The sequence below is a fragment of the Montanilutibacter psychrotolerans genome (assembly GCF_003719825.1).
GTDB lineage: Bacteria > Pseudomonadota > Gammaproteobacteria > Xanthomonadales > Xanthomonadaceae > Montanilutibacter > Montanilutibacter psychrotolerans.
Map to the genome: position 1 here is coordinate 450,063 of NZ_RIBS01000002.1, position 23,750 is coordinate 473,812.

Consider the following 23,750-nt stretch of genomic DNA (forward strand, 5'->3'; position numbering starts at 1 on the left):
GCCCAGGAGGAAAACTCAGCTGCCGGTCATAGCGAATCGACCTGGACGGAGAAGCGCAGCGTTACCGTGCCTCCCGGCGAGAGCGTGCTGGACGCACTGCCGCAACTCACCGCCGCAACTGGCAAACCAGAGGTGGCGTAGTCGGGGTTGCTGAGCGCGGGAGTGAGTCCGGTCGAGCCACACTGGGCGGCCGGCTGGGTGGCCCCCGCGTAGTTGGTGTAGACCGGCACCGCGTCGTTGATGGACACGTTGGCAACCGGTGCAGCGCCTTCGTTGGTGGCAATCACCTTGTAGACGATGCAATGGCCCGGCTGTGCTCCCATTGGCGCCGAACTGACAGGTTCTTCCGTTCCGTCGCAGTTCGTGTCCAGCGCCTGGGTCTTGAGCAAGCGCACCTGGCCGGTGATCACGGTCGTGGTGTCGGTGGCCGAGACCACGGGGCACACGTTGCCATCGCCGTCGGTATCGGCGTCGGTGGCCGTGACGGTGATGGTGCTGATGCTGCCCACGGTTGCGCCGCCCGGTGCAAACACCTTGATCAGGATCTTGGTCTGCGCGCCACCGGCCAAGGTCGGGAGCGGGGCAGTGATCAGGGTGTCGCCGGCATCGATCTGGCCATCGCCATTGACGTCGACGTAGGTCACCGCCGTCCATCCCGCCGCCGTATCGGCCGCCGACAGCATCGTCGTCAGGGTGGTCGTGCCGCACTGCTGGTTGCCCGTGTTGGAGAGCGTGTGGGCGTAGACGATGGAACCGCCCGGCGCCACTTGCCCGGTGTTGTCCGGCACCAGCATCCAGGCCCAGACATCGGGCACGGTGACGTTCACCGCGTCGAGCTTCGTGTCGACCGGGAAGCCGCCGTTGGACGCCGCAGCCAGGGCCCTCGCCTGGAAGTAGATGTTCTGCGTGGCAATCGTTGCCGTCGCCGGCGGTGTGACGCACGCGGCCACCTGCGCCTGGGCACCAGCTGCCACGGCGATGCTGACGATCGTCGGATTACCGCAGACGCCACCGGCTGCGTGGAAAGTCACCGTCCAGCCGGAGGGCAAGGAGCCCGGGAATGCCGGCGACTGGCTTGCTGCCAGCGAGTAGGTGTTGGCAACGGAGTCGTTGTTGGCGATGAACAGCGTGAAGGTGGTGCCCGTTCCAGCCGGCGTGGTGTTGGTGGTCGTGGCCATCGGGCTCGGGCCCGGGCCAAGGTCACCGCCGCCGACGGTGCCCGATCCGGTGCCGGCTGCCGTGTTGGTCAGATCGACCAGCGAACCGACCACCTGGGTCACCTGAACCCAGACGGAGTCGTCGCCGGTCACGGCCGTGCTGGTGTCGCCCACGGAGTCCGCGGTCATCATGGCCGAGTAGGGGCCCGATCCGACCGTGGCGCTGGCCGGCACGTTGGCGCGGACCACCACAATGCCTTCGACACCTGCGGCGAGCGGACCGGTGTCGGAGATACCGTCACCATTGGTGTCCAGCACCGGAGTGACGCCGTCTGCCTTGAACAGGCTGAAAGTCGTCCCGACGGGGAAGTTGCTGGAACCAAGGGTGATGTTGAACGTATCGGACGCGTTGCCCGTGTTGGCCACGTAGGTGGTGAACGCCACCGAGCCACCCGCAACCACCGTCGGTTCCACGACCAGGTTGGGGGACGCCATCGATGGGTTGTCCTCGACGTCGTCGACGGCGACCACGCCGCTGGTATCGACCGCCACCACGCCATAGGTGGCCAGGACGTCGAAGGTTGCGATATTGGTCGTGGCATTCGCGCAGACGAGCGGATCGGAGCAGCTCTCGGGCGAATAGTCGGCTGCATTGTTGGTGTTCGAGTCGTCGACCAATGCGGTCGAGTTCACCAGGACAACGAAGCTCAGCGTGCCGCTGACGTTGGGAGCCACACCCGCGATGGTCGCGCGCAGCGTGCCGGCCGCGGACTCGTAGGTGATGCCTGCCGGGTCGTCGGCGCTGCCAACCGCGTCGCCCAGACCGGTGCCCGGCGCCGAACTCCACACGGCCGATCCCGCGACATAGGTAAAGCCCGTCTGCAGCGTGTCGGCAACCGACAAGTCGCCCGCCGCGCCACCGGTGTTGCTGTAGCGCAAGGTGTAGACGGTGTAGGTGCAGCCAGGAGTCAGGCCAGAGCCCCACGTGGTCGAACAGCCGGCAGCCGGCGATGCCCGACCGCTTGTGAGGGCAGTCGGCCAAGCACCACCGCCAGCCGCCGCGACTGCCGGTTGCTGGAGGCTCTTGGTAACGGAGAATGCCGCCTGGTCCGTCAGATTGACGGTGTCGTCGTTGGTCGCAGTGGCCGTGGGGTAGGTCGCGAGCACGGGCGAGCCCGCGTTCACGTCCGCCGTGACGGTCGCCACGTTCGTGGGCCAGGTCGCGAGCGTTGCGGTTCCCGGCACGGTGTAGGCGACAACGAACTTGAAGTCGCCGCCATTGCCGCCCACCGACGTGGTGAAGCCCGCCGTGCACAGCGGCGCACCTGCGCTGGAGCACAGAGGCGTCGTGCTGTCGGGCAGGCCGTCGCCGTTGGCATCGGCGAAGACTTCGATACGGCTGAACTCGATGCCGTCTGCCGGCTCCGCAACCGACAGATCGAAGCTGTCAGTCCCGTTGCCGGTATTGGTAAGGGTATGCGCCATGTACACGACGTTGCCAGCCGCCGCGGACTTGGTGTTGTCGGGCGTCAGCGTGAACGCGCCAACCTGCTGCACGATCGTCTCGACCAGGTTGGACGTGGCGATCTGCGATTGGCCGTTGGGGTCGATGTAGCTTGCCGAGGCCTGGTTGCCGATGCGCGTGTTCGCGGCCGGAACCGCGACTGCGTAGCCGGTGACCAGCACCGCTGCAATGCCGGCGAATGCCATGCCGACCAGCAGAGGCACCCTCCAGCCTGTAGGCGCTGATAGGAGAGGTGTTTTCATTTCATCCGTCCTCGCGGTTGATGATCAAGAAGCAAGCTCCGCCCGTGCGAAACAACACGGAACTGAGTCCATTCGGAGACGGGATGAGCTGTGAGCGCGGCGCTGTGAGCGCCGCGCGGATCGGCGTTATCTGTTGGCCAGGGCCGCGGATTTCCCCCTCGCGGCCGAGTCCGATTGCGGTGAGTTGAGGCCAATGCGTGCCGGCGACTCATAACGCTCGACCTGGACTCGAGCCTTCACCGTCACTTCCCCCTTTCCGGCAATCCGGCCAAGCATCCAGCGCAGCGTCCGGTACTCGGAGTAGGGAACCGTCTCGTCGCGCAGCTTGCCGTCGGGACCGGTGACCTTCCGCATCAGCGGCTCAGGGGCGAATCGTCCATCCGGTGTTGCCGCTTCGGCAGTAAATCCCTGCGCGGACGCAGACTTCGGCAGATAGTTCGTGCCCTTGGGAACCGGCAGCGTGGCCTCAACGCCTGACATCGGCGTGGCCGACGAGTTGCGGTAGGTCGCGCGGTACTCGATCACATCGCCAGGCACGACGGTCTCGACCGGCGCATAACGCTCGCGCCCTTCGGGATCCTTGATGACCTTGACCTGGGAAAGCACGACCGACAGCGGACCTTGCGTCGGTGCGGATGGGGTGGAACGCGCTTGCGCGAAGGCCTGCATCGGCCCGCTGACAATCAGCAGCAATGCCAGCGCAAGTGCGAGTTTGCCGGCCTGCTGCTTGCATCGTGATCCGTACAGACGCAGCCAGATTCGGGGCTTGGTGATACTCATCGGCGCTTCCTCGCTACTGCGCGTCCATGCGGGAAAGGGTCCGTTGCGCGTTAAGAGATCACCAACACCCCATTTGCACTAGGCATCGCCCGCGCAATCAATGGTTGCGACTTCTGCACGGGTAACGTCGCGCAACCAATGGTTGCGGCGGACGCAACGCAGACCTGGATTTCGTCCGCGGAGTCGGGTGTTCACCGTGATGACTGGTGCTGTCGGCGAGCGCCATCCGCCCTTCGGCAAGCCGTGCGTGGGCGCACTGTCCCGAGTCTGTTGACGCCCGACGCGCTTCCCGCAGCTCGCCGCTTTCGGGTGTTCTCGGCCACGCCTTCGCATCCCTGCTGACAGGACGTTGGCAGCAGCACTGGCCCATTGTTCGTCTCGACGGCGCCACGCGCATCCGGACCCGCCATCGGGACCAGACGCAGCGCCTCTCACGTCGATACGCAAAGGAGAACGCACCTTGGATCATCCCCGCATCACCTTCTTCCACGCCCCGCAGTCCCGCTCGGGTGGCACTTTGGCCCTGCTCGAGGAACTGGGCGTCGAGTACGACCTGCACGTGCATCGCCTGGGGGCTGGCACGCAGCGCGAGTCGGCGTACCTGGCCGTCAATCCGATGGGCAAGGTGCCGGCGATCCGTCACGGCGACACGGTGGTCACCGAGCAGCCGGCGGTGATGATGTACCTGTCCGACCTGTACCCGGAGGCGGAGCTGGCGCCGGGCATCGGCGATCCGCTGCGCGGCCCCTACCTGCGCTGGATGGTGTTCTACGGCTCGTGCTTCGAACCGGCCGTGGTGGACCGTTCGATGCAACGCGACGCCGGACCCGCGTCGAGTTCGCCTTATGGCGACTACGACACGATGCTGAAGGTGCTGACCGACCAGCTCGAGCGCGGGCCCTACCTGCTCGGTGAGCGCTTCAGCGCGGCCGACGTGCTGTGGGGCACGGCCCTCAACTGGACCACGATGTTCGAACTGGTGCCCGAGGTGCCGGTGATCCGCGCCTACATCGACCGCGTGGCGGCGCGTCCGGCGATGCAGCGCGCCGCGGAGAAGGATGCCGGGCTGGTCGCCGCCCAGGGCTGAGGCGGTTCATGCAGGTAATGCCGTGCGGGTAATGCCGCGCGGGTAATGCCGCGCAGGCAACATCGCGCAGGAATCGGCGCGGCGCATCGCTACACTGCGGCGATGCGCCGCGCCGATCGCCTGTTCCTCATCATCAACGCCCTGCAGGGGCGGCGCACCGCGCTGCCTGCACGACGGCTGTCCGAAGCGTTGGGGGTCTCACTGCGCACCGTCTACCGCGACGTGGCCGACCTGCAACGCTCCGGCGTGGCGATCGAGGGTGAAGCGGGCGTGGGCTACATGCTGCGCAAGGGCTCGGACATTCCTCCGCTGATGTTCGACAGCGACGAGATCGAGGCGCTGGTGGTCGGTATCCGTTTTGCGCGTGCCTTCGCCGGTACGCGCCTGGCGGCCGGCGCGCAGACGGCCCTGCTGAAGATCGAGGCGGTGCTGCCCGAAAACCTGCGCCAGCGCAGCGAGCACTCGCGCATCTTCGCGCCGGAGTGGCGTGGCGAGCGAGACGGCGAGTTCGGCCAATTGCTGGACGATCTGAACGTCGCGATCACGCAGCGGCAGGTGCTGCGCCTGGCGTATCGCGACGAATCAGGAATCACCAGCGTTCGCGATATCGAGCCGGTGTGCATCGTGTTCTGGGGCGGAAGCTGGACCCTGGGCGCGTGGTGCCGCCTGCGTCAGGGCTTCCGCCAATTCCGGCTGGACCGCATCGCCAGCAACGAACGCGCCGGCGAATCCTTCGTCGACGATCCCGCGCGCGGACTCGACGCCTTCGTGCGCACCGCCAGCATGAGGGGCGACGGAAGTCGGCAGTTGAATGCCACGCCCCCACCGGTCGCCCCCGGGCGGCGTTGAGGGGCCACACACGCCGGGTGGTTGGAGGCCTGGGGTCCCGCGCGATGAGCGCGACGCGGTCGCAGGCTCGGTGACGGGCCCGTCGGAGCACGAGCGCGCCCAATGACGTGAGCGACCGGACGGGTGCCGTCGTACGGCGCCGCCGGACATGCGAACGCCCGGGCGAGCCGGGCGTTCGGGTCAGGTGGAAGGGGCCTTACAGCAGCTGCAGCCCCACGATCGCGGCGAGCACCGCGGCCAGGATGACGATGTTGCCGTCGTCGTCGCGGCGTCCGTAGTGGTAGCGGCTGTTGTAGCCATCCTCGTATCCGCGTCGGAAGCCCTGGCGGAAGTAGTGGTTGTACTCGGCCTGGCTGACGTAGTAGCCGTCATAGCCGTAGTTGGCATCCTGGTAGGCAAACGCATTGCGGTAGTCGTTGCGCCAGCTGTCCTGACGATCCGCACGACCGGCGTTGAAGCCCTCCCGGTAGCCAAGATCGACCGCCTGACGCATCAGGTCCGCGCCGTAACGGTTGGTCTGGTAGTAGCGGCCGCCGTAGAGATAGCGATAGCTCGCCGGCTCGTAGTAGTACGAATTGTCGAAGTTGTACGGGTTGTGCATGTTCCAGCGCGCCTGCCGCTGGTTCAGGCGCTGGTAGTACTGCTGTTCGTACCGGTACTGGGCCATGCGCCGTTGCTGTTGCAGCAGGCGGATGCGCTGCTGGTTGACCGACCGTTGCTGCGCGCGTACGGCGGCGCGATAGCGATCGGCGCGCTGGCCGTCGTCGCGGATCCGGCGCTCATCCCAGCGGCGGTCGATACCACGATCGACGCGGCGATCGTTGTTGGACCAGTCCCGGCCACCATCGCGCTCACCGGCACGTCGCTCGCCGGCGCGTCGATCGTTGGCGTCCTGTCGGTCACGTTGGCCCGCGACGCGCGGCTGGTCGCGATCGCGGCGGTCGAACTGTCGAGGATCACGATTCGTGCGATCGTCCGGACGCATGCCGGCGCGTCGGCCCGCTTCGGCCTGCTCACGCTGCTGACGTTGTCGTTCCGCGTTTCGCTGCTGCACCTGTCCGGCCTGTCGGCGCTGCGCGTCCTGGCGTGCCGCGGCCCGTTCGCGCGCTTCGCGCTGCTGCATCGCGTCGTCGCGGCGTTGTATCTGCCCCGCCTGTCGGCGCTGCGCGTCCTGGCGCGCGGCGCGTTCGCGTGCGTTGCGCTGCATCGCATCGTCGCGACGCTGTATCTGCCCGGCCTGTCGGCGCTGCGCATCCTGGCGCGCGGCGCGTTCGCGTGCGTCGCGCTGCGCCGCGTCGTTGCGACGTTGCATCTGTCCGGCCTGACGGCGCTGCGCTTCCTGGCGTGCCGCGGCCTGTTCGCGCGCGTTGCGTTGCTGCGCCTGCTGCGCCGCCTGACGGCGTTCGGCGTCGCGGCGCGCCTGGTCACGGCGGCCCGCGGCGCGCTCCTGCTCGTCCTCGTCGCGTTGCGCCTGCTGGGTGTCCTGGCGCTTCTCGGCCCGTTGTCGTCCCGATTCGCCCGCCATCCTGGGCTGGTCGCGTTCGGCGGCCTGGCCTGCTTCGCGTGCGTCGACCGTGACGACGCCGCCCATGGAGAGAGCGGCACCCAGCAGGGCAATCCACAATGTCTGTCGATGGGAGGTCATCTCGATTGCCTTCGTCGCAAATGCCAACCCGGTGTTGGCCTGTGCGTACTAGGCGACGCGGGGCATGAATGGCCTCTGAGGAATTTGGCGGCATTCAGCCGATGGCGGGATAGCTGGCGCAGCGCTAAACGGCAATGGCCGCCAGGGCGTGCGAGGGAGTGTGCGGCGCGTCGTCGCGACGCAGCTTCGAACGCATCGGGACGATGTTGTGACGACCCACGGCGTCGTCCAGGCGTATGCTCATGCACCCACCACGAATCGACCTCCGGAGACAGCCATGGCCACCGGCTGGGCAGGCGACGGCGCCGTGCAGGACCAGATCGACGCGACCATCAGCGACGCCATCAAGCGCGCCCGCAGTCAGCTCCCGCATGGGCCCGGGCTGGAGCATTGCGAAGAGTGCGATGCGCCGATTCCCGAAGCGCGACGCAAGGCGATGCCGGGTGTGCGCCTGTGCGTCGCCTGCCAGGAGGCACACGATCTCGAACAGGGAGCCGTCGGCGGCTACAACCGACGCGGCAGCAAGGACAGCCAGCTGCGCTGAGCAAGCGCTATCGCGGTGAGGGGCGCTGTTTCGAGCGCTTGGTGGCGTACATCGACTGATCGGCCTGGTCGAGCAGGGCATCGATCTCCTGGCCATCCTCGGGGAACACCGCGACGCCGATGCTGGCATCGAGCGCAATGATCTCCTGCTCGAACTCGAACGGCTGGCAGATCTGCTCGGCCAACCGTTGCGCGTGGGCCAGGGCGCCTTCGTGGTCGTCCACGTAGCACAGGATCACGCCGAACTCGTCGCCACCCAGGCGCGCCACCGTGTCGGAGCCGCGCGTGACCTGGCGGATGCGCTGGGCGATTTCTCGGATGGCAGCATCGCCAGCGCGGTGGCCGAGTCGGTCGTTGATCGGCTTGAGACCGTCCATGTCCAGGTTCAGCAACCCGAAGCGGTTGCTGTTGCGTTGCGCATGCGCGAGGCACAGGTGCAGGCGTTCGAAGAACAGCGCGCGGTTGGGCAGGCCCGTCAGGGCGTCGTGCGTGGCCTGGTGGAACAGCTCGCTGGTCTCGTACTTGGACGCATGGAACATGGCCGCCGCGATCAGGTCCGACATCAGGCCCAGGATGTGCAGGTCGGTCTCGTCGAAGGCCGCAGGCGTGTTGGACAACACCTTGAGCACGCCGATCACGGCATCGTGGTGGCGCAACGGCACCACGATCATCGAGCGCAACCCGATCTGGCGACAGCCGGGAAGGTCGACGCGCGGATCGATTTCCGAATCCTCGCAATACAGCGGATGGCCTTCGCGGATGCACAGACCCGAAAGGCTGTTGCCGCGCCGTAGCCGGAATCCCAGGTGCGGAGCGGCCATCCCCGAGGTGGCGCGGTAGACCATGTCCTCGCCCTCGGCCAGCTCGACCACGGCGCCACCGGCACCGGTGAGCAGCTGTGCCCGTTGGGCAACCAGATCCATCACGTGCCCGAGGTCCAGGCCGAGCTTGGCGATCTCCGTCTGCGTGCGGATGACCTCCAGCAGGCGTTCGGACATCGCAGGTGGGTGTTCCTCGTTCCGCATGGCGGGCAGCGCTCGGTGTTGCCAAGGGCGGTCGTTGCCCTCGCCACGGGAGCGACCATCACGACGATGGCAAGGCGCTGTGCCCCTGTCAAACGACGGCGCGTGATGTCGGGGTTACGTTCGGGTGACGACCACGGCGCGTCGCGCCTGCATTGCCCGATGAAGCGCGCGCCGCCCTGTGGGCCGACATCCCGCGGTCGCCCGTCATGTCCGTGATTCCGACCGGTGCGTCTGGCCGGCGGGACGCCTGGTCCCGCGGGATGGCGCGTGGCGCCCGGCGCCCGGCGGGCAACCCGGCCAGGTACCGGCGGTCGGCCGGAGTCGGGCAGACCGCGGGATCGACTGCGTCGGGGCCCGTGGGCGAACGGGATGCGCGACGCCCCGGACTCACCGCGGAGCGCGCCTTGGCACGGGACGCCATGGCCCGGCGTCGCCCGAGATGGGCAGCTCAGGCGGATCGCATCGGGCGCGCCTTCCCGGGTGATTCATCCGTGGACGACCTCGTACCTGCCGGTTGCTACAGCTGTATCGGCGGTGGGCGAGTCGTATCTACGGGAGCGGGCCAGGCGGCGGCAATCCCGTTGACGAGGGGACGTGCGACAACCTGCTGCCGGCGCAATGCTTGCGGCACCATTCAACTGCCGCGAATCGCCACAAGCCGGCCCGCGCACTGCGTCCTCCACAACCGACAAGGAAGGAAACCGGTGAACAAGGAAACCAAGCTCTCGGTCAATCAACCGACCCTCGACACCACGCTCACGCTGGCCCTGACGCAGGCGTCGATCGCCGCCTACGCCGACTACATGAACCAGCCCATCGTGCCGCCGCCAAACTACAAGTTCGTCGCGCGCTGGACGGGTTGGGACGCGATACTTTTCCTTGGCAGCGTCGAGAAGTACGGCCTGCTGTTTGAATCCTCGGTGGACCCGGGTACGTACATCTTCGCGTTCCGCGGTACCGACTCGGACATGGACATCTACGAGGACGTCCATTTCGAGACCGTCGATTTCGTGCCAAGCGCGGGCAGCGTGACGCCGACGCCGCACGTGGCCGGCGGCTTCTATGGCGTCTACAACAGCAAGGGCGGCGACATGGTCCAGTCGATGCGCGAGCAGTTGTTCGCGTTGCTGACGCAGTACTCGCCCAAGCAGATCTACATCACCGGACACAGCCTGGGCGCGGCGCTGAGCCAGCTGTTCACGCTGGATCTGGCGATCAGCAAGCCCACGTCCGTGCCCGTGCTCAACATCAACTTCGCCAGTCCGATGGTGGGCACCAGCAACTGGAAGACCGCGTACGACGCCAACGTCCCGGCGGCGAACAGCATCCGCTGCTACAACTACTGGGATTACGTGCCGTCGTTGCCGCCTTCGGAGTTCCTCGGCTATACGTCGGTCGGTGGCGGCTTCCGCACGGCGTTCTACGTGAAGGGCGAATGGTTCGTGCACGAGTTGTCGCGCCATTCGATCGTGAACCTGCAGACGGTGCTCACGCACGCCTTGCCGCTGAATCCGCAGGAATGGACAGGCACGTTCCCGGATTACGTCGATCCGTCGCGGACCATGCAGAGCAACGACCCGCCGTCGACGGCCAAGGTGGCCTGGGCCGACAAGGTGCGTGAGCTCAAGGCGTTCGAAGAGAAGGTGCTCGAGGCCGTGTAAGCCGGGCAGTGGCCGGCGTTCGCATTGCGTGAATGCGGGCGTCGGCTGCTTGCCCCTGCAAATGGGACGGGCATCGCGTGTCACCGACGGTGGCGCGCGATGTCGGAAGGGGCGATCGACGGTCTGCTGAAGCAGCTGCATCGGGTCGGCCGCGCCGCGCAAGACGAAGGCACTGCCTGCGATTCGCCGAAGACACGACCGCCCGTGCGGAGTCAGGCGTCTCCGCCCGACAACACCAGCATCACCAGCAGCGCCATCACCACGGCCAGTATCGCCAGGGCGATCTTGATCCAGCTGTAGGGACGCTCGCCGGCGAGCGCGCCGGTGTGGCCGTTGGCCAGCACCTGGAAGGTGCGCGAACCGTAGGTGTAGCTGACCAGCCAGACCGGCACCAGCACGTGCTTGAAGGTGCGGCCGTGGTACTGCGCGTCGACCTCGAGGTTGCGCTGGGTGTCGCCCGGCACCGCCTGCGCGCAGCGCGACCGCAGGCTGGCCTGCATGTCGTCCATGTTGATCTGCGAGGCCTTGTGCAGGTCGACCTGGTAACGCTCGACCGTCCAGCCACGCACGAACTCGGGCGAGTAGGGGCGCAGGTCGGTGGCGGTCGGAAACGGCTCCACCTGGCGCAACAGTTGCGGATGGACGCCGACCGTGCCGGCCACCAGTGCATCGTCGAAGAAGTGCTCGACATGGCCTGCGGCGGGCTCCCAGCGCACGTGGCGCTTCCGGCGCGACTGCGTGCGGCCGTTGCCATCGCGGTAGCTTTCGTTGGTGTAGTAGTAGTGCCCGGCTTCGGCCGTCCAATCGGCGCTGGCCTGCGCGTCGAAGGTCCAGTAGGGCAGGTACACGCCCTTGAGCGTGTCGGTCAGTGCGGCGTGCTTGAGCCGGTTGGGCGCAAACCAGCGGTTGCCGTACCACGCGCGGATGCTTTCGCGAACGCGGCCCTCATCGATCACGAACGGCAGCACGCTCTGCGGCGTGATCGCGTCGCGCTGTTGCTCGTGCGCGAGGATCGAGGGCGAGCCGCAGAAGTCGCAGCGCTGGGCGACGCGATCGCCGACGAACACCGAGATCGCCTGGCAGCTCTGGCACTGCACTTCACGGCGTTGCTCGCCCCAGCCGCGACCGCCGGGCGGCTCGCGCAGCGCCTGCAGCAGGTCCTGCTCGACCACCTCGTCGCCCGCAACGGGGGGTGTCGTCGAGCCGTCGCCGACGGCGGGCGGCGCAGCCGCCGCGGGTACCACGGTGCCGCAGTAAGGACAGGCCAGCGATTGGCGCGTGGGGTTCCATTGCAGGTCTGCGCCGCATTCGGGGCAGGCGTGCTTGGCGACGGTGGCCTGGTCCATGGCGGACGGCGTTGCGGGGCGAGCGTCCTGCGCGGATCAACCGCGCAGGAACTCCTCGAGCGCGCCGCGTGCGATGCGCCATGCACTGCCGATCCGGCGTGCCTTGAGGTCGCCGGCCTCGATCGAGGCCATCACGTCCTCGACCGACACGCCCAGCGCCTGTGCCGCCTGCTCGGGTGTCAGCACGTCGAGCGTGGGAGTGGCAGTGGCAGGTGCCGAGCTGGGCGGCGACGAGGCCTGGCCCGGCGCGCCCTGCATGCCGCGCATCATCTCCTGCGCCATGCCGAAGCCCATCGCCATCTGCGCCGGCAGGGTCGCGGCCGCGCCGGCGTCGCCTCCCTGTCCCATCGCCTGGCCCATCTGGTACTTCACGTAGTCGTTGAGGTTGCCGATGACACCCATGCTGGAGCGTTTGTCGATGGCCTGTTCCACTTCCGGCGGCACCGACACGTTCTCGAGGATGAAACTGGTGATCTCCAGGCCGTACTTGTCGCGGATGGCGCCATTGACGATCGGCAGCAGCGCTTCGCCCATCTCGGCATACCGCTGGGCAACATCGAGCGCCGGCACCTGTGCGGTGGCCAACGCCTGGGTGAACACGCTGACGATGCGCGAACGCATGGTCTCGGCGAACTCGTCGAGGCGGAAGTTCTGATCGGTGCCGGCCACCTCGCGCAGGAACTTCGGCGCGTCGACGATGCGGAAGTCGTAGGTGCCGAACGCGCGCAGGCGGACCACGCCGAAATCGCGGTCGCGCATCATCACCGGGTTGGACGTGCCCCACTTGTTGCCGGTGAACAGGCGCGTGTTGAGGTAGTAGACATCGCACTTGAACGGCGACTGGAAGCCGTACTTCCAGCCCAGGATCGTCGACAGGATCGGCACGTTGCCGGTCACCAGCGTGTGCTTGCCGGGAGCGAACAGGTCGGCGTACTGGCCCGCCGCGACGAACTGCACCACCTGCGATTCGCGAACGATCAGCTGCGCGCTGTTCTTGATTTCCTTGTCGTCATCGGGAAACCGGAACGACAGCGTATCGCGCGAGTCGTCGTTCCACTCGATGACCTCCAGCAGTTCGCCCTTCATGAAATCGAGGATGCTCATGCCGTGCTCCGGGGTCGCCGATGGGGAAGGCCTGAATCATACGGTCAAAGCGGGGCGGGGCAGCCAGTGCTTTGCACGGTGTCGCGCACCCGGCGCAGCCCAGGCAGGCATGGGTTCGCAGCCGAATGCCGGTCCCTGAAATCGTGCGCCGGCGAGCGTGCGTGCACCGCGGTCCGACCTCGGCGCCGCGATGGTGCGGGCCCGACGGTCGGCAGCAGCGCGCCTGTCCTGGTGCCGTGGACGCGTCGGCGACGCGCCCTCCCCGGCGCGTCGCCGAATCGCAAAGCGCTAGTCGTCGTTGCCGATCGTGCCGATCGCCTGGCGGTCGTAGATGGTCGCGCCAACGGCGCCGGTGAGGTTGACCAGGAAGATCTCGCTGGCCTCCACGGTCGTGTCGCCATTGATCGCAACGGTGAACTTGCTGCTGGTGTATCCGGCGGGAATGCTCCGTCCGATGACGCTACGTGCCACGTAGTCGGTGCCGGCGACGGCCGTGCTGTTGGCCGTGGCGATGTTGAACGTGATGGCGGTCGTGGCCGGGCGCGACAACATCACCGTAAAGGCCAGGATCGACGTGCCGGCGTTGCCTTCGGCGATCGAGACGTTGCCGATGGACAGCGTGGGGCCGTCGTCGTTGACGATGGACGCGGTTGCCTGGCCATCGGCGATGGTCGCGCCAACCGGCGCGCTGAGGTTGGCCGTGAACACCTCGTTCGCTTCCACGACGGTGTCGCCGATGATGGTGACGTCGAACGTGGCGGTGGTGGCGCCGGCCGGGATCGACTGCCCGGTCAGGCTGCGCGCCACGTAGTCGCTGCCCGCCAGCGCCGTGCCGTTGGCGGTTGCCACCGCAAAGCCCACCGGCACGTTGGATGCACGCGACAGACGGACCGTGAACGTGGCGATGCGGGTGGCGCTGTCGCGTTCGGCAATGGCGACATCGCCGATCGACAACGTGGGCGGCGTCGCGTTGACGGTGAATGTCGTGGTGCGGGTCACGCCGGCATAGGTGGCCGACAGCGTGCCAGAGGCGGTGACGGTAGAGGGCTGCGTGGTGATCGGGAACGTCGCCGTCCGGGCGCCGGCAGCCACGGTGACGTTTGGCGGGACGGCGAATGCCGGGCTGGCGCTGGCGAGCGTGACCCGCGCACCGCCCGATGGCGCCGCCGCGCCCAGGGTGACCGTGCCGGTCGCGGACTGGCCGCCGAACACCGAGCTCGGGCTGGCGCTGACGGCGCTGAGCACCGGCGTCGCGACGGGCTTCCAACCGCGCTGGATGACCTCGAAATCGCTGGCGTTGAGCGTGCGGAACGCGGGATTGAGGAGGCCGTTGTCCCAGCGCACGTCGAAGGTGCCCGAGATGTACATGTCCGTGCCGTTGTCGGCCACGATCAGGCCGTACTTCTGCATCGCGCGGAAGATCTTGCGCGCCACCGGATCGGTGGTGCGCGTGGCCGGGTCGACGCCGTTGACCGTGGCCTTCAGGCGCAAGCGTGCACCCATCGGCAGCGCGCCGGGCGTGTCGCCGGCCTCGTGCGATGCGGGGTAAACGTAGCCATTGCTTGCACGCACGGTGACGCGCAGCGCGTGGTTGATTTCGGCCACCGCCGGGTTGGCGGCTTCGTCGTAACGCACCAGGCCCGGGAAGATCGCCAGGCCCGCGGCATCGGCCGAGGTCCAGGTCTCCGGACGGCGGTCGTTGCGGTTCATGTCGAAGAACGCGCCGGAGCCGCCGTGCCACCGCGCCTGCGTCGGGTTGTAGTAGACGTTGTAGAGCTCGTACAGGTGCCGGTTGGTGCAGTCGACGATGAGCAGGTGGCGGTCGTTGCCGCTGCGCTGGTCGACGTTGCCCGGCGCGCCGCCTTCGATCCAGTGCGGCTGGGTGATGGCCTGGATCGGGATCGGGTAGAACGGCACGCCCTGGCCGGTGTTCTGGTCGACGCCGTCGCTCTCGTCCCAGTAGTTGAAGGTGACGGCCTTCTTGGGCTGCGACCCGTTGACGATCGCGTACGGGAAGCCGTAGATCGACTCGCTGCCGGGTTCTTCCTCGCCACCGAAGTCCGGATGCAGACGGCGGGTGCCGCCGTTGTTGATGAAGGCGATGAAGTTGGCCGAGGACGGATCGACAGGCGCGGAACGGATGTCAGTGTTCCACCAGTTGTCGGCCGGGAACAACGGCAGCGGCGGCGGAACCGGCGCTCCCTGCACGGGGACCGAGGACGGGCACTGCTGGGCCATCGCCATGGGCGCGGCCAGCAGACCCAGGGTGCAGGTCAGGAGGAGGCGCGTGATCATCGGGCGCATGGCGGATTCCGTTGGCGGTGGGTGTGTGCGGGCCGGGCCGTGCGATGGGCTCGGCTGCGCCCTGAAGGCGCCCGCGGATGGCCTGCCCGGCAACGGGGTGCGACACGCCATCCCAGGGGTGCCGCTCGCCGGGAGAGTGCCGCGTTGGTCGCCCGCGTGCTGGGCAGTCCGTCGCAAGTCGCAACAGATCCTGCGACAGGTGGTGGCACCCGGTCGGGTTAGCCCGATTCAGGGTCGGCCTGCAGCGCCGCGATGTCGATCTTCTTCATCGCACAGCATCGTCGCCATCACTTGCGCGCCGGCCTGCGTCGGGCTAGCCAGGCAACTGGACCCATTGCCTGGTATCCACCTGCCACGACACACCGAAGCGGTCCTTCAGCCATGCAATGCATGGCGCACGCGTCACGCCGTATCGGCGTCGTGACGGCCGGCTCGCCGAGGCGCGCCAGCGCACCTGATGCATCTGTCAGGGTCCTGCGCTCGCCAACGTGCGCAGCAGTGGCGGTCGAAACAAGCGCATCGCCATGTGTCGCCTCGCATTGGCCGCGCGAAGGCGATCGCAAACCGCATCATCGCGATCGCACGAGGGGGCGTCTTGCCGCGCATCCACGTCGTTGGTCATGGATACGTAATCGCATCGGACGGATATGCTCCCGCCGCCACGCATGGATGCGGCGCGATACCCACTGCCATCGGCCGACATGCGGGTCGGCGCACCGGAGACCGATGCATGCACGACATGCTCGAGGGATCCAAGGCGCCGCCTTCCCCCAAGGTAAATATCCCGCTCGAAAAAGGAGTTTCAAAGCGCATGTCAGAGATTCAAGGAAGTCCCCGCGTCATCGCCCTGTCCACGCTCGCGCTCGCCCTGGTGGCGATCGTGGGGTCCGGCACTGCTACGGCCGCCGAACGTACCGATCCGGCCATCCCGGCAGCGATGCGCGTGGCGTTGCAGCGTGATCTGGGCATCTCGCCGGCGCAGGTCGGCCGTTACGTCGAGACCGAACGCCTGGCGATCCGTCGCCAGGGCCAGGCGAATCGCGTGCTGGGTAACCGTTTCGGCGGCGCCTGGCTGGAGCGCGATGCAACCGGTGAGTTCCAGCTCATCATCGCCACCACCGATCGCGCGCAGACCGCCCGGGCGCGTGCGCTCGGTGGGCAGGTGCGCGTGGTGGCACGCAGCTTGGGCCAGTTGGAAGGCGTCGTATCGAAATTGAACCGCGTGCAGGCGGCCACCGTGTCGGGCGCGCGTGGTGGCGTCGATCGGCGCATCCATTCCTGGCACATCGACCTGCCCACCAACACCGTGGTGGTCACCACCGATCCGTCCGCGCGCGATGCGGGCATTGCCTTTGTCGCCGCCAGCGGCGCCGACGCCACAGCCGTGCGTTTCGAGACGTCCCGGCAGCGTCCGCAACCGGTGTACGACATCCGCGGCGGCGACCGCTACAACGTCCCCGGCAGCTGGTGTTCGATTGGCTTCTCGGTCACCCAGGGCGGCAACACCGGCTTTGTCACCGCCGGTCATTGCGGCCCGGCCGGCACGGCGGTCAGCGGCTTCAACGGCGTGGCGATCGGCTCGTTTGCCGGGTCGCAGTTCCCGGGTAGCGACTACGCCGTGGTGCACAGCACCAGCCCCTCGTGGACCATCCAGCCGTGGGTGAACAACTACGCTGGCGGCAATGTCGGCGTGGTCGGCGGCATGGAGGCGCCCGTGGGTGGTGCGGTGTGCCGTTCCGGTGCACGCACCAATTACCGTTGCGGCACCGTCACGGCCAAGAACGTCACCGTCAACTACGCCGCCGGCGCGACCTACGGCATGGTGAGTTCCAGCGCCTGCGTGGGCGGCGGCGATTCGGGCGGCTCGTTTCTCACTCCCGGCGGCGAAGCACAGGGCGTGACCTCGGGCGGGCATCTCAATCCCAATACCAACGAGAACTGCTCGATCGCCTCGCCGGTGACCTACCACCAGCCGCTGCAGCCCATCCTCAACGCCTACGGCCTGGTCCTGACGACGACGCCGAGCTGCGGCCGCCTGAATCCGGCGCAGGGGCTGCCAACCGGTGCATCGGTCACGTCGTGCGACGGCCGCTTCACGTTCGTCATCCAGGGCGACGGCAACCTGGTGCTGTACAAGGCTGGTGTGGGCGCGCTGTGGGCCAGCCACGTGGGCGGCAGCAACCACCACCTGGAGATGCAGAGCGACGGCAACCTGGTGGTCTACAACGGCGCCGGGCAGGCGGTGTGGCACACCAGTACGGGCGGCAAGAACGGCGCCGCGTTGTTCGTCCAGAACGACGGCAACGTCGTGCTGTACGACCACAAGGGCGTTGCGTTGTGGAGCACGGGGACCTACGGCAACTGATCCCGTGCAGGACGTGACGTCCCGTTGACCGGACGTCACCCGCCGCAGGCCGCGCGCGATGCGTGGCCTGCGGTCTGGACGGCTCGGCCGTTGGGCCACACCGGTACGCGATCGATTGCAGCATCAAGAATCGGGCATCGACGCCTGCGCTGGTTTTCCTCGGTGCAAGCTCGCGCCATCCGCAGGCTTACTCGGTGACGGTGAGAGTGAAGGTCTGGGAGTAGGTGCCAAAGGCCGAGAAGTGGGCGGGAACGCTCAGGGTCCCACCAATGTAGATCGACGTGACCGAATCGCTGACATCCACGGTCCGTTTGTCGATCTCGATGACCACCTCGAGGCTATCAGAGCCCATGAGCAACGTCGCACCGGTGAGTTTCCGGGCTGCGCCGTCCCAGGTCCCGCCGCCGCCACTGACCGCGATGGTGGCGATGCTGGTGACATTGCTCACATCGCAGCGCCCGCTCTGATGGCCGGTTACCAGGAATGACGTCGCCATGTCTCCAGCCAAGCTGGGAGCCACCGTTACTGCGCCCGCGTTGTTGCCATCCGCGATGGAAATGACGCCGAAGTTGAGTGGAAGGGAGCAAGTCACGTCCAAAGCGAGGCCCGTGTTGCCGGTGATGGGGAGGTCTTCTGCTCCAGCGGTGAACGCGACAAGCAGCAGAGCGACAGTGAAGCCCCAAGGGCTTGTCCAACCCGGTCGTGGGATCCGCGCAGCTTTTGAATCAATCGTCATCACAGCGGCTCCACGTCGATCGACACGCTGCTGGTCAAGGCGCCATGGACACCGTCGTCCCGAAACATCAGGGTCGCGCCCACGAACAAACGCGCACGGCCCGAGGCGCCCAACTGGCCCTCCCATCGCTCGGCATCGATGCGCTCCAACTGCAAGCCCTGGTCCTTGATCATGAACTGGGAGATGTGGGTCGCCGCCGGCCGACCCTGCGGCATGTGGGTCGGCGCAACTGGCGTTCGCACCACCACGGCTATCCGCTGGCCGGGTGCGCCGCACACGTCCATTTCGCCGGAAACCGGGTCGCGGCGCACCACAACGTTGTCGGACTTGATCACGCCGCCGTCTGGTCGGACGCTGACAAAGCCCGATTGCCGCGCCTTGATGCGTACGTCACCAAAGTCCAGCGGGCGCAAGGTGCGCAGCTCCAAACGCTGGTCACAAGCTGAGCTCGTGTGCAGCATGGGGACGGGCTCGGAGGCGAATCCAAGCAGAACCCACAACGCAGGAATCAGCAGGTATCGCGGACGATCTTGTTGGCTATCGGACGTCATGGCTTTTCCCTCGATGCGGGCGTCATCTGCGAATCCGGCGACTGCGAATCCAACGATTCCGTCGCGTCGGGTGCCGCGTCGGGTATTGGATCGAGCAGGTGCAGCTCAACACCGTCCACCATCAGTTGCTCACGCGTCACGCTAGCCGGCCGACTGCGGCTGGCCAGCGTTGTCCCACGAATACGCTGCCCGGCCCGAACACGCACGAGGTAGTTTCCAGGCGGGACCATATCGAACAGGAACCCCCCGTCGTACTGCGTTCGCTTGGTGCCCAGTACGCGGTAATCGCCGTCGATACCTGGAGCGGGCGCGCCGTCGTTGCTGCTCGCGGTCGTTGTGCCGGCAGGGCCCGAGGCAACCGGTGACCTGCCCAGCAGGGCCTTCAGAGAAAGTCCCGGGCCGGTGATTGCGTTTTGATCGTTGGGACGCAGTGCAAGCAGCTCGACGACCACTCCCGACAACCCCAATCGCTCCTCGTCTCGCACGACGAACAAGGTGCCCGAAATTTCGCCGGTTTCGACCAGGGCCAGTTGCGCGACGTACGACTGCCCGGGTCGCGCCATGAAGCGCAGTCCGCCCGATACCGGAGCCATGAAGGGATCGCCAATGCTGCTGGGATCGATTCCCAGCGTCACGGGCTGCACGGTGTTCAAACCGGTGACGAAGGCCCGGCCGTGACGATTGGTTTGTGTCGCATGCCCGCGCTGGCCATCCACCAGCAACCGGGCATTGGCGAGCGGCTCGTCTGTGTCTGTGTCGTAGCGCCCATTGCCGTCCAGGTCGCTGAACACGAGCACGTCGGCGGCGCCATGCTCCGCCATCGGTCGGCTGCTCAGGGCCAGCTTCCCGTCGCCATCAAAACCGAATGACAGACTGATTCCCACGCTCGCCGACCAATCGCCTGTGGCGCTGCGCGCTGCGTAGGCATTGGCATGGAACGAGCCGAAGTCGCGCGACAGTCCCGCCCAGACACCGTAGCCGTGCGCAAGATCGCTGTCCGAGCGGTTGCGGGCGGCGCCGAAGTTGGCGCTGGTTTTCGGGCTGATGAGCCAGTGACCCGACAGCTGCAGTTGATCCAATTGCTTTTGCCGAGCGTCGTAGCGGGCCGCGGCCGATAGCCGAACCGGTCCGAGCCTGCCCGACAACGTAGTGGCGTAGTACAACTGTCCCGTGCGGAAGGCCAATGGGCTGCCCGGGAAATAGTCGAGGCGACGCCATTCGATCCCTTGTCCGACCGATAGGCCGCTGCGGGAGTTGAAGCGCGCTTGCAACTGCGCTGCCATCTCACGGTCGCCGCTTTCGAGCAGCCAGCGCTCGCCCACGGCGGCCAAGGTGATCGGACGGCCCGCGATCGGCGCCACCATGGACAGATGCAGCTTCGTCTCCGATCGCAATGGCAGGCCGGACTGCAGGGCTTCGCGGCTCCTGAAGCCATCGTAGTGTGCATGTCGCGCCGAGAGACTGAGGGGGCCGATGGCGCCGCTGGCACCCACGCTCCAGGCCTGGCCACGATGTTCTTGACTGGCCACCATGCTTTCCAGATAGACCGACGGCAGAGCCAGGCGCAGCCCGCCACCTGCGGTGTCGCGCAGGCGGGAATCAGGACGGTGGTCCTCGGGAGCGCGAGTGGCAAACACAGTCGCAGTGAGCCGGCGACTCAGGCCGAGTTCGGCTTCGATGCCGGCGACGCCGCGTCCTGTATTCGCGGCCCCACGAACAGGCGCATTGCCAATCGCGGGCAGCCATCGCTCCAGCAGCTGCGTGCCGAGCTGCCCGACCGAGGCCTGCCAATACAGCATGCCCGGTGGCGCCATGCCGCTGCCGATGCGGAAGCTTCGAAGTTCCTCGCGCCGTTGGCCATCGGGTCCGTACAGGACCACGCGCAAAGGGTTGTCTCCGAACAGTAGTGGCACGGCTTCAAAGCGATACCGAGCATCGGCTCCCACGCGCTGGTAATCCAGAAGCTCCTCGCCGCGCAGCAGCTCGGCGTCCCATCCCGGGGGAGCGTCGCCTTCGACGAGGGTCTGGTCAAAGCGATCGGGTCGGTCCAGGGGATAGGCACTCAGGCTCACTCCGCGCACCTGTCCCGTGCTGCCAATCAGGGGCAGGGCGGGAGTTTGTACGTCACCCAGGAAGATGCTGGTCAGGCCGGGCACCCCCCACACGCCGCCCAACGGCGACTGGCGACCCAGTCGCAGACGTGCGTCACGCAGGCGCGTTTCGTCGCTGCCGCTGACAAAAAGCAGGACGGTAGCGAACGCCAGTTCCTGGCTGATGAGCGCGTCGTAACTGACGCTGCGGAAAGTTGCCTCACCCGAGCCTGAGCCATATTGGGCGTTCAGACGCACATCGGCGAAGGGGCGGCCCAGGCCTTGATAGGGAAATGCCTGCAACGGCAGTTCGCCAGGCGGGCTCCGGTTATCGAAGCGACTGCGCGCCAGTTCTCGCTGACGCGTCAGATCCAGCGCCAGTGGACCGGTGGCGACCAGGGTAAAGCGCTGCTCGCGCTGATCGATATGCAACTCCACCGGCGCCAGTAGAGCCAGTGCGTGCGGTGTCACGTACAGCTCGCCGTTGTGAAGCAGGTACTCGGTCGGGGCCAGCTGGCCGACACGTCCAGCAATTGTGTAGCTACCGTCGGACGCGAAGGAAAAGGGCAGGTCGTCCGGCTGCACTCTTCCGGCCAGACTGCCGTCGCGGGTCACGGTGAAGCGCACGCGCAATGCGTCGAGCATCGCGGGAAAAAGCAACAGCGGCGACTGATCGGCACGCAGAAAAGAATGGACCGGGTCGCCGAGGCGTTCACCCCGATATTGGCCTTGCAACAATGCTTCGTCGAGGGTCGGTCGGGCCGAGGTGACGGCAACCGGAGGCGGCCTGCCGGCTTGCGCCCGAACCGGGACTGGCAGCGTCAGCGAAAACCCCAGCGCAACCGTCAGCCATCCTGCGTGCGGCCATCCAGTATGTGATCCGCCACTGCGAGCCAGGAGGCATGTTGTGCGCGACATGCTGAGTGGCCATGGCCTCAGGGCGCACAGGCTTCCACGGCGGGCAACTGGGGCGCACCAGGATCGCTGTGCTCCAATCGCACGCACAGGCTGGCGCCTTGACGCAGCTCATCGGCCAGCACCCTGGTTTCGAAGTGTCGGTGGGTTTGCTCGGCGTATATGGTGGTGCCGATTGCAGGCCAGGACTTGAGTTCCTGACCATCTGGCCCGCGGATGAAGGGCACAACGCGGGCCAGAAGGCTGGTGACCCCCAAGCGCTGGACGTCAAACCCCAGGACAACGTTGCTGCCCTCGCGGCTCCGAGTCAGCTCGACCAGGCGGCCGCCTTCGGGTACCACCTGATGCCGCAGCAGCACGCGCACGCCACGCGCGACATTGAAGGGAATGACCACGCCGAGGGAGTGGCTCGCCTTGGCCTGGACCACCTCGGCGCGCGCGGCCTGTTCGGCCAGGTTGGTTACGGCCAGATGCAGCCGGTACTCGCCGGGGGCAAGTTCCCGGGGCACGCGGGCGGCCACCCGCACGGTCTGCCCTTCGCCGCCGGCCAGTGCAAAACGGCGGGGCCCAACCCGCAGAAGCTCAAGTGCGCTGTTGCTCGGCGTCTCGGGGAGCCGGGCGGAAAGCTGACCGTTGGGCGCTTGAACGAAGAAGGCGTTGTCCACGCGGAACGTGGCCACGGCTTCTCCGGGATTGCCTACCGTGATTTCGCCCGAACGGGTCGCTCCGTCCAACACCAGGGTGCCGGGGGTCAGCATGACCTGCTGAGCAAACACCGAGGACACCGGAAAGCCCAGCCAGGCCAGGACAACAGCGACGTAGCGCAGTCGTTTCACGACTCGGGACCTCCGTGTTCCACGCTGGTGGGGAGGCTGCATGAGCCTCCTGAGTCACTCAGTCGCTGACGGTGAGGGTAACCGCAGCGGACGTGAATACCCCGTCAGCTGCCTCGGCCGCCGCCGGCCCTGCCGTTTTCAGCGTCATCACGCCGCCAATGCGGAACACGCCGCTGCTACCCGCAGCCACACCCGAATCAAAGGCGCTCAGGTCGAGCACGGCGGAAAGCGATTGGGCGGCGTTCACCATCAAGACACTGCCGGAAGACAGGACGGCCGTTGCGGTGGCCGGCGTATCCGTGGTCAGTCCCGTCACGGTACAGACCGCCGGGTTGCCACCCGACACGATGGCCCCGGCGGCTGTGGTTGTCGCGACGTCCGTATTGCTGTCATTGCCCACGACGACGGTGTCGGCGGGAGTGAATACGGTCAGTGGTATGCGGTGAACGGTACCGAAGCTCAGATCGGTGCAGGAAACGCCGATGATGTCGCGCATCGTGGCGCTTGCAACAAAGCTGCCTATCCCGGGGTCGGAACTTTGGGCCATTGCACCCCCAGCCGAAGCTGCCAAAGCCACGGCCAGAACCGAACGGCGGATCCATGTGATGTTCATGTGTTTTCCTTAGCTGAAAGGAGGTGCGGCGAAAACGCCGCCCACGCGCAGGAAGCGCAATATCAAACGCGATGGATCCGATCGGCGGGAGTGGCCAGCAAGGGCCTGGCACGGGCACCGGAATGGCTTGCAAAGCCCGGATTCACGGTAGTGGTGCGTGGTTGGAGCGGACGCGGCGGCGATAGGCCGGCTGCGCAAGTTGGAGCAGTGCAGTGGTGCTCAAGCACCAGTCAGAGGAGCAAGTTACGCCTGTCAACTGGTAGGTAACGCGGTCAGTGTCACATAGCGCTTCGCGGATGCGTGTGATTTGGTCTGGTCCATTGGCGCCGCGTTCATCCGGCCCTTGACTGCGTATCCATCGGCGACAACATCGATG

17 protein-coding genes are annotated in these 23,750 nt (G+C 66.9%); 5 read left to right on the plus strand and 12 right to left on the minus strand.

Features of this window, described 5'->3' with window-relative positions; translation table 11 throughout:
* Window positions 1-26: 26 nt before the first annotated feature.
* The gene (locus tag EER27_RS05545; RefSeq protein ID WP_223807182.1) at window positions 27-2,924 is read right to left on the minus strand and encodes a hypothetical protein; all 2,898 of its coding nucleotides are present in this window, start codon (window positions 2,922-2,924) and stop codon (window positions 27-29) included.
* A gap of 126 nt (window positions 2,925-3,050) precedes the next feature.
* On the minus strand, window positions 3,051-3,704 hold the full coding sequence (locus tag EER27_RS05550) for a DUF11 domain-containing protein (RefSeq protein ID WP_123087022.1): 654 nt from the start codon (window positions 3,702-3,704) through the stop codon (window positions 3,051-3,053).
* Window positions 3,705-4,164: 460 nt separating this feature from the next.
* Between EER27_RS05550 and EER27_RS05555 the strand changes: the two genes are divergently transcribed.
* Window positions 4,165-4,791 carry a glutathione S-transferase family protein gene (locus tag EER27_RS05555; RefSeq protein ID WP_123087023.1) on the plus strand — a complete coding sequence of 209 codons (627 nt, stop codon included), beginning with the start codon at window positions 4,165-4,167 and terminating at the stop codon, window positions 4,789-4,791.
* 102 nt (window positions 4,792-4,893) lie between these two features.
* Complete coding sequence (locus tag EER27_RS05560) at window positions 4,894-5,640, plus strand: helix-turn-helix transcriptional regulator (protein WP_123087275.1); 747 nt, start codon at window positions 4,894-4,896, stop codon at window positions 5,638-5,640.
* 196 nt (window positions 5,641-5,836) lie between these two features.
* Here EER27_RS05560 and EER27_RS05565 read toward each other — a convergent pair whose 3' ends face one another.
* Complete coding sequence (locus EER27_RS05565) at window positions 5,837-7,285, minus strand: hypothetical protein (protein ID WP_148040943.1); 1,449 nt, start codon at window positions 7,283-7,285, stop codon at window positions 5,837-5,839.
* Window positions 7,286-7,562: 277 nt separating this feature from the next.
* Between EER27_RS05565 and EER27_RS05570 the strand changes: the two genes are divergently transcribed.
* Window positions 7,563-7,829, plus strand: a complete 267-nt coding sequence (locus tag EER27_RS05570; RefSeq protein ID WP_123087025.1) for a DksA/TraR family C4-type zinc finger protein — start codon at window positions 7,563-7,565, stop codon at window positions 7,827-7,829.
* A 7-nt stretch (window positions 7,830-7,836) separates the two neighbouring features.
* Here EER27_RS05570 and EER27_RS05575 read toward each other — a convergent pair whose 3' ends face one another.
* A complete protein-coding gene (locus EER27_RS05575; RefSeq protein WP_123087026.1) occupies window positions 7,837-8,826 on the minus strand; it encodes a sensor domain-containing diguanylate cyclase in 990 nt (329 codons plus the stop codon).
* Window positions 8,827-9,557: 731 nt separating this feature from the next.
* Between EER27_RS05575 and EER27_RS05580 the strand changes: the two genes are divergently transcribed.
* Complete coding sequence (locus EER27_RS05580) at window positions 9,558-10,514, plus strand: lipase family protein (RefSeq protein WP_223807183.1); 957 nt, start codon at window positions 9,558-9,560, stop codon at window positions 10,512-10,514.
* Between the two features lie 212 nt (window positions 10,515-10,726).
* Here the strand turns inward: EER27_RS05580 and EER27_RS05585 are convergent, their stop codons facing one another.
* The 3 genes from EER27_RS05585 to EER27_RS05595 all read right to left on the minus strand — a co-directional run bounded on the left by EER27_RS05585 (window position 10,727) and on the right by EER27_RS05595 (window position 15,268).
* Entirely contained in the window at window positions 10,727-11,860 is a 1,134-nt protein-coding gene (locus EER27_RS05585; protein WP_123087027.1) for a TFIIB-type zinc ribbon-containing protein, read from the minus strand.
* 36 nt (window positions 11,861-11,896) lie between these two features.
* Window positions 11,897-12,964, minus strand: coding sequence for an SPFH and helix-turn-helix domain-containing protein (locus EER27_RS05590; protein WP_123087028.1), 1,068 nt, complete (start codon window positions 12,962-12,964; stop codon window positions 11,897-11,899).
* Between the two features lie 288 nt (window positions 12,965-13,252).
* Window positions 13,253-15,268 (minus strand): Calx-beta domain-containing protein, encoded by a 2,016-nt coding sequence (locus EER27_RS05595; RefSeq protein ID WP_190285664.1) that lies wholly within the window; start codon window positions 15,266-15,268, stop codon window positions 13,253-13,255.
* Between the two features lie 811 nt (window positions 15,269-16,079).
* On the opposite strand from EER27_RS05595, the gene EER27_RS05605 reads away from it, so the two are divergent.
* Complete coding sequence (locus tag EER27_RS05605) at window positions 16,080-17,633, plus strand: alpha-lytic protease prodomain-containing protein (protein ID WP_190285665.1); 1,554 nt, start codon at window positions 16,080-16,082, stop codon at window positions 17,631-17,633.
* 187 nt (window positions 17,634-17,820) lie between these two features.
* Here EER27_RS05605 and EER27_RS05610 read toward each other — a convergent pair whose 3' ends face one another.
* The 5 genes from EER27_RS05610 to EER27_RS05630 all read right to left on the minus strand — a co-directional run bounded on the left by EER27_RS05610 (window position 17,821) and on the right by EER27_RS05630 (window position 23,374).
* Complete coding sequence (locus EER27_RS05610; RefSeq protein WP_190285666.1) at window positions 17,821-18,369, minus strand: DUF4402 domain-containing protein; 549 nt, start codon at window positions 18,367-18,369, stop codon at window positions 17,821-17,823.
* A complete protein-coding gene (locus EER27_RS05615) occupies window positions 18,369-18,920 on the minus strand; it encodes a DUF4402 domain-containing protein (RefSeq protein ID WP_123087033.1) in 552 nt (183 codons plus the stop codon). Before EER27_RS05615 ends, EER27_RS05610 begins: the two co-directional genes overlap by 1 nt.
* Window positions 18,917-21,745, minus strand: coding sequence for a hypothetical protein (locus EER27_RS05620; protein WP_148040944.1), 2,829 nt, complete (start codon window positions 21,743-21,745; stop codon window positions 18,917-18,919). The genes EER27_RS05615 and EER27_RS05620 overlap by 4 nt, the downstream gene beginning before the upstream one ends.
* Window positions 21,746-21,945: 200 nt before the next feature.
* On the minus strand, window positions 21,946-22,761 hold the full coding sequence (locus tag EER27_RS05625) for a fimbrial biogenesis chaperone (protein ID WP_123087035.1): 816 nt from the start codon (window positions 22,759-22,761) through the stop codon (window positions 21,946-21,948).
* A gap of 58 nt (window positions 22,762-22,819) precedes the next feature.
* Entirely contained in the window at window positions 22,820-23,374 is a 555-nt protein-coding gene (locus EER27_RS05630) for a hypothetical protein (RefSeq protein ID WP_148040945.1), read from the minus strand.
* Window positions 23,375-23,750: the final 376 nt, after the last annotated feature.

Coding starts and splice junctions, on each gene's coding strand:
- EER27_RS05545 (WP_223807182.1), bottom strand. CDS start 2,924: ATGAAAACACCTCTCCTATCAGCGCCTACAGGCTGGAGGGTGCCTCTG.
- EER27_RS05550 (WP_123087022.1), bottom strand. CDS start 3,704: ATGAGTATCACCAAGCCCCGAATCTGGCTGCGTCTGTACGGATCACGA.
- EER27_RS05560 (WP_123087275.1), top strand. CDS start 4,894: ATGCGCCGCGCCGATCGCCTGTTCCTCATCATCAACGCCCTGCAGGGG.
- EER27_RS05565 (WP_148040943.1), bottom strand. CDS start 7,285: ATGACCTCCCATCGACAGACATTGTGGATTGCCCTGCTGGGTGCCGCT.
- EER27_RS05570 (WP_123087025.1), top strand. CDS start 7,563: ATGGCCACCGGCTGGGCAGGCGACGGCGCCGTGCAGGACCAGATCGAC.
- EER27_RS05575 (WP_123087026.1), bottom strand. CDS start 8,826: ATGTCCGAACGCCTGCTGGAGGTCATCCGCACGCAGACGGAGATCGCC.
- EER27_RS05585 (WP_123087027.1), bottom strand. CDS start 11,860: ATGGACCAGGCCACCGTCGCCAAGCACGCCTGCCCCGAATGCGGCGCA.
- EER27_RS05590 (WP_123087028.1), bottom strand. CDS start 12,964: ATGAGCATCCTCGATTTCATGAAGGGCGAACTGCTGGAGGTCATCGAG.
- EER27_RS05595 (WP_190285664.1), bottom strand. CDS start 15,268: ATGCGCCCGATGATCACGCGCCTCCTCCTGACCTGCACCCTGGGTCTG.
- EER27_RS05605 (WP_190285665.1), top strand. CDS start 16,080: ATGTCAGAGATTCAAGGAAGTCCCCGCGTCATCGCCCTGTCCACGCTC.
- EER27_RS05610 (WP_190285666.1), bottom strand. CDS start 18,369: ATGACGATTGATTCAAAAGCTGCGCGGATCCCACGACCGGGTTGGACA.
- EER27_RS05615 (WP_123087033.1), bottom strand. CDS start 18,920: ATGACGTCCGATAGCCAACAAGATCGTCCGCGATACCTGCTGATTCCT.
- EER27_RS05630 (WP_148040945.1), bottom strand. CDS start 23,374: ATGAACATCACATGGATCCGCCGTTCGGTTCTGGCCGTGGCTTTGGCA.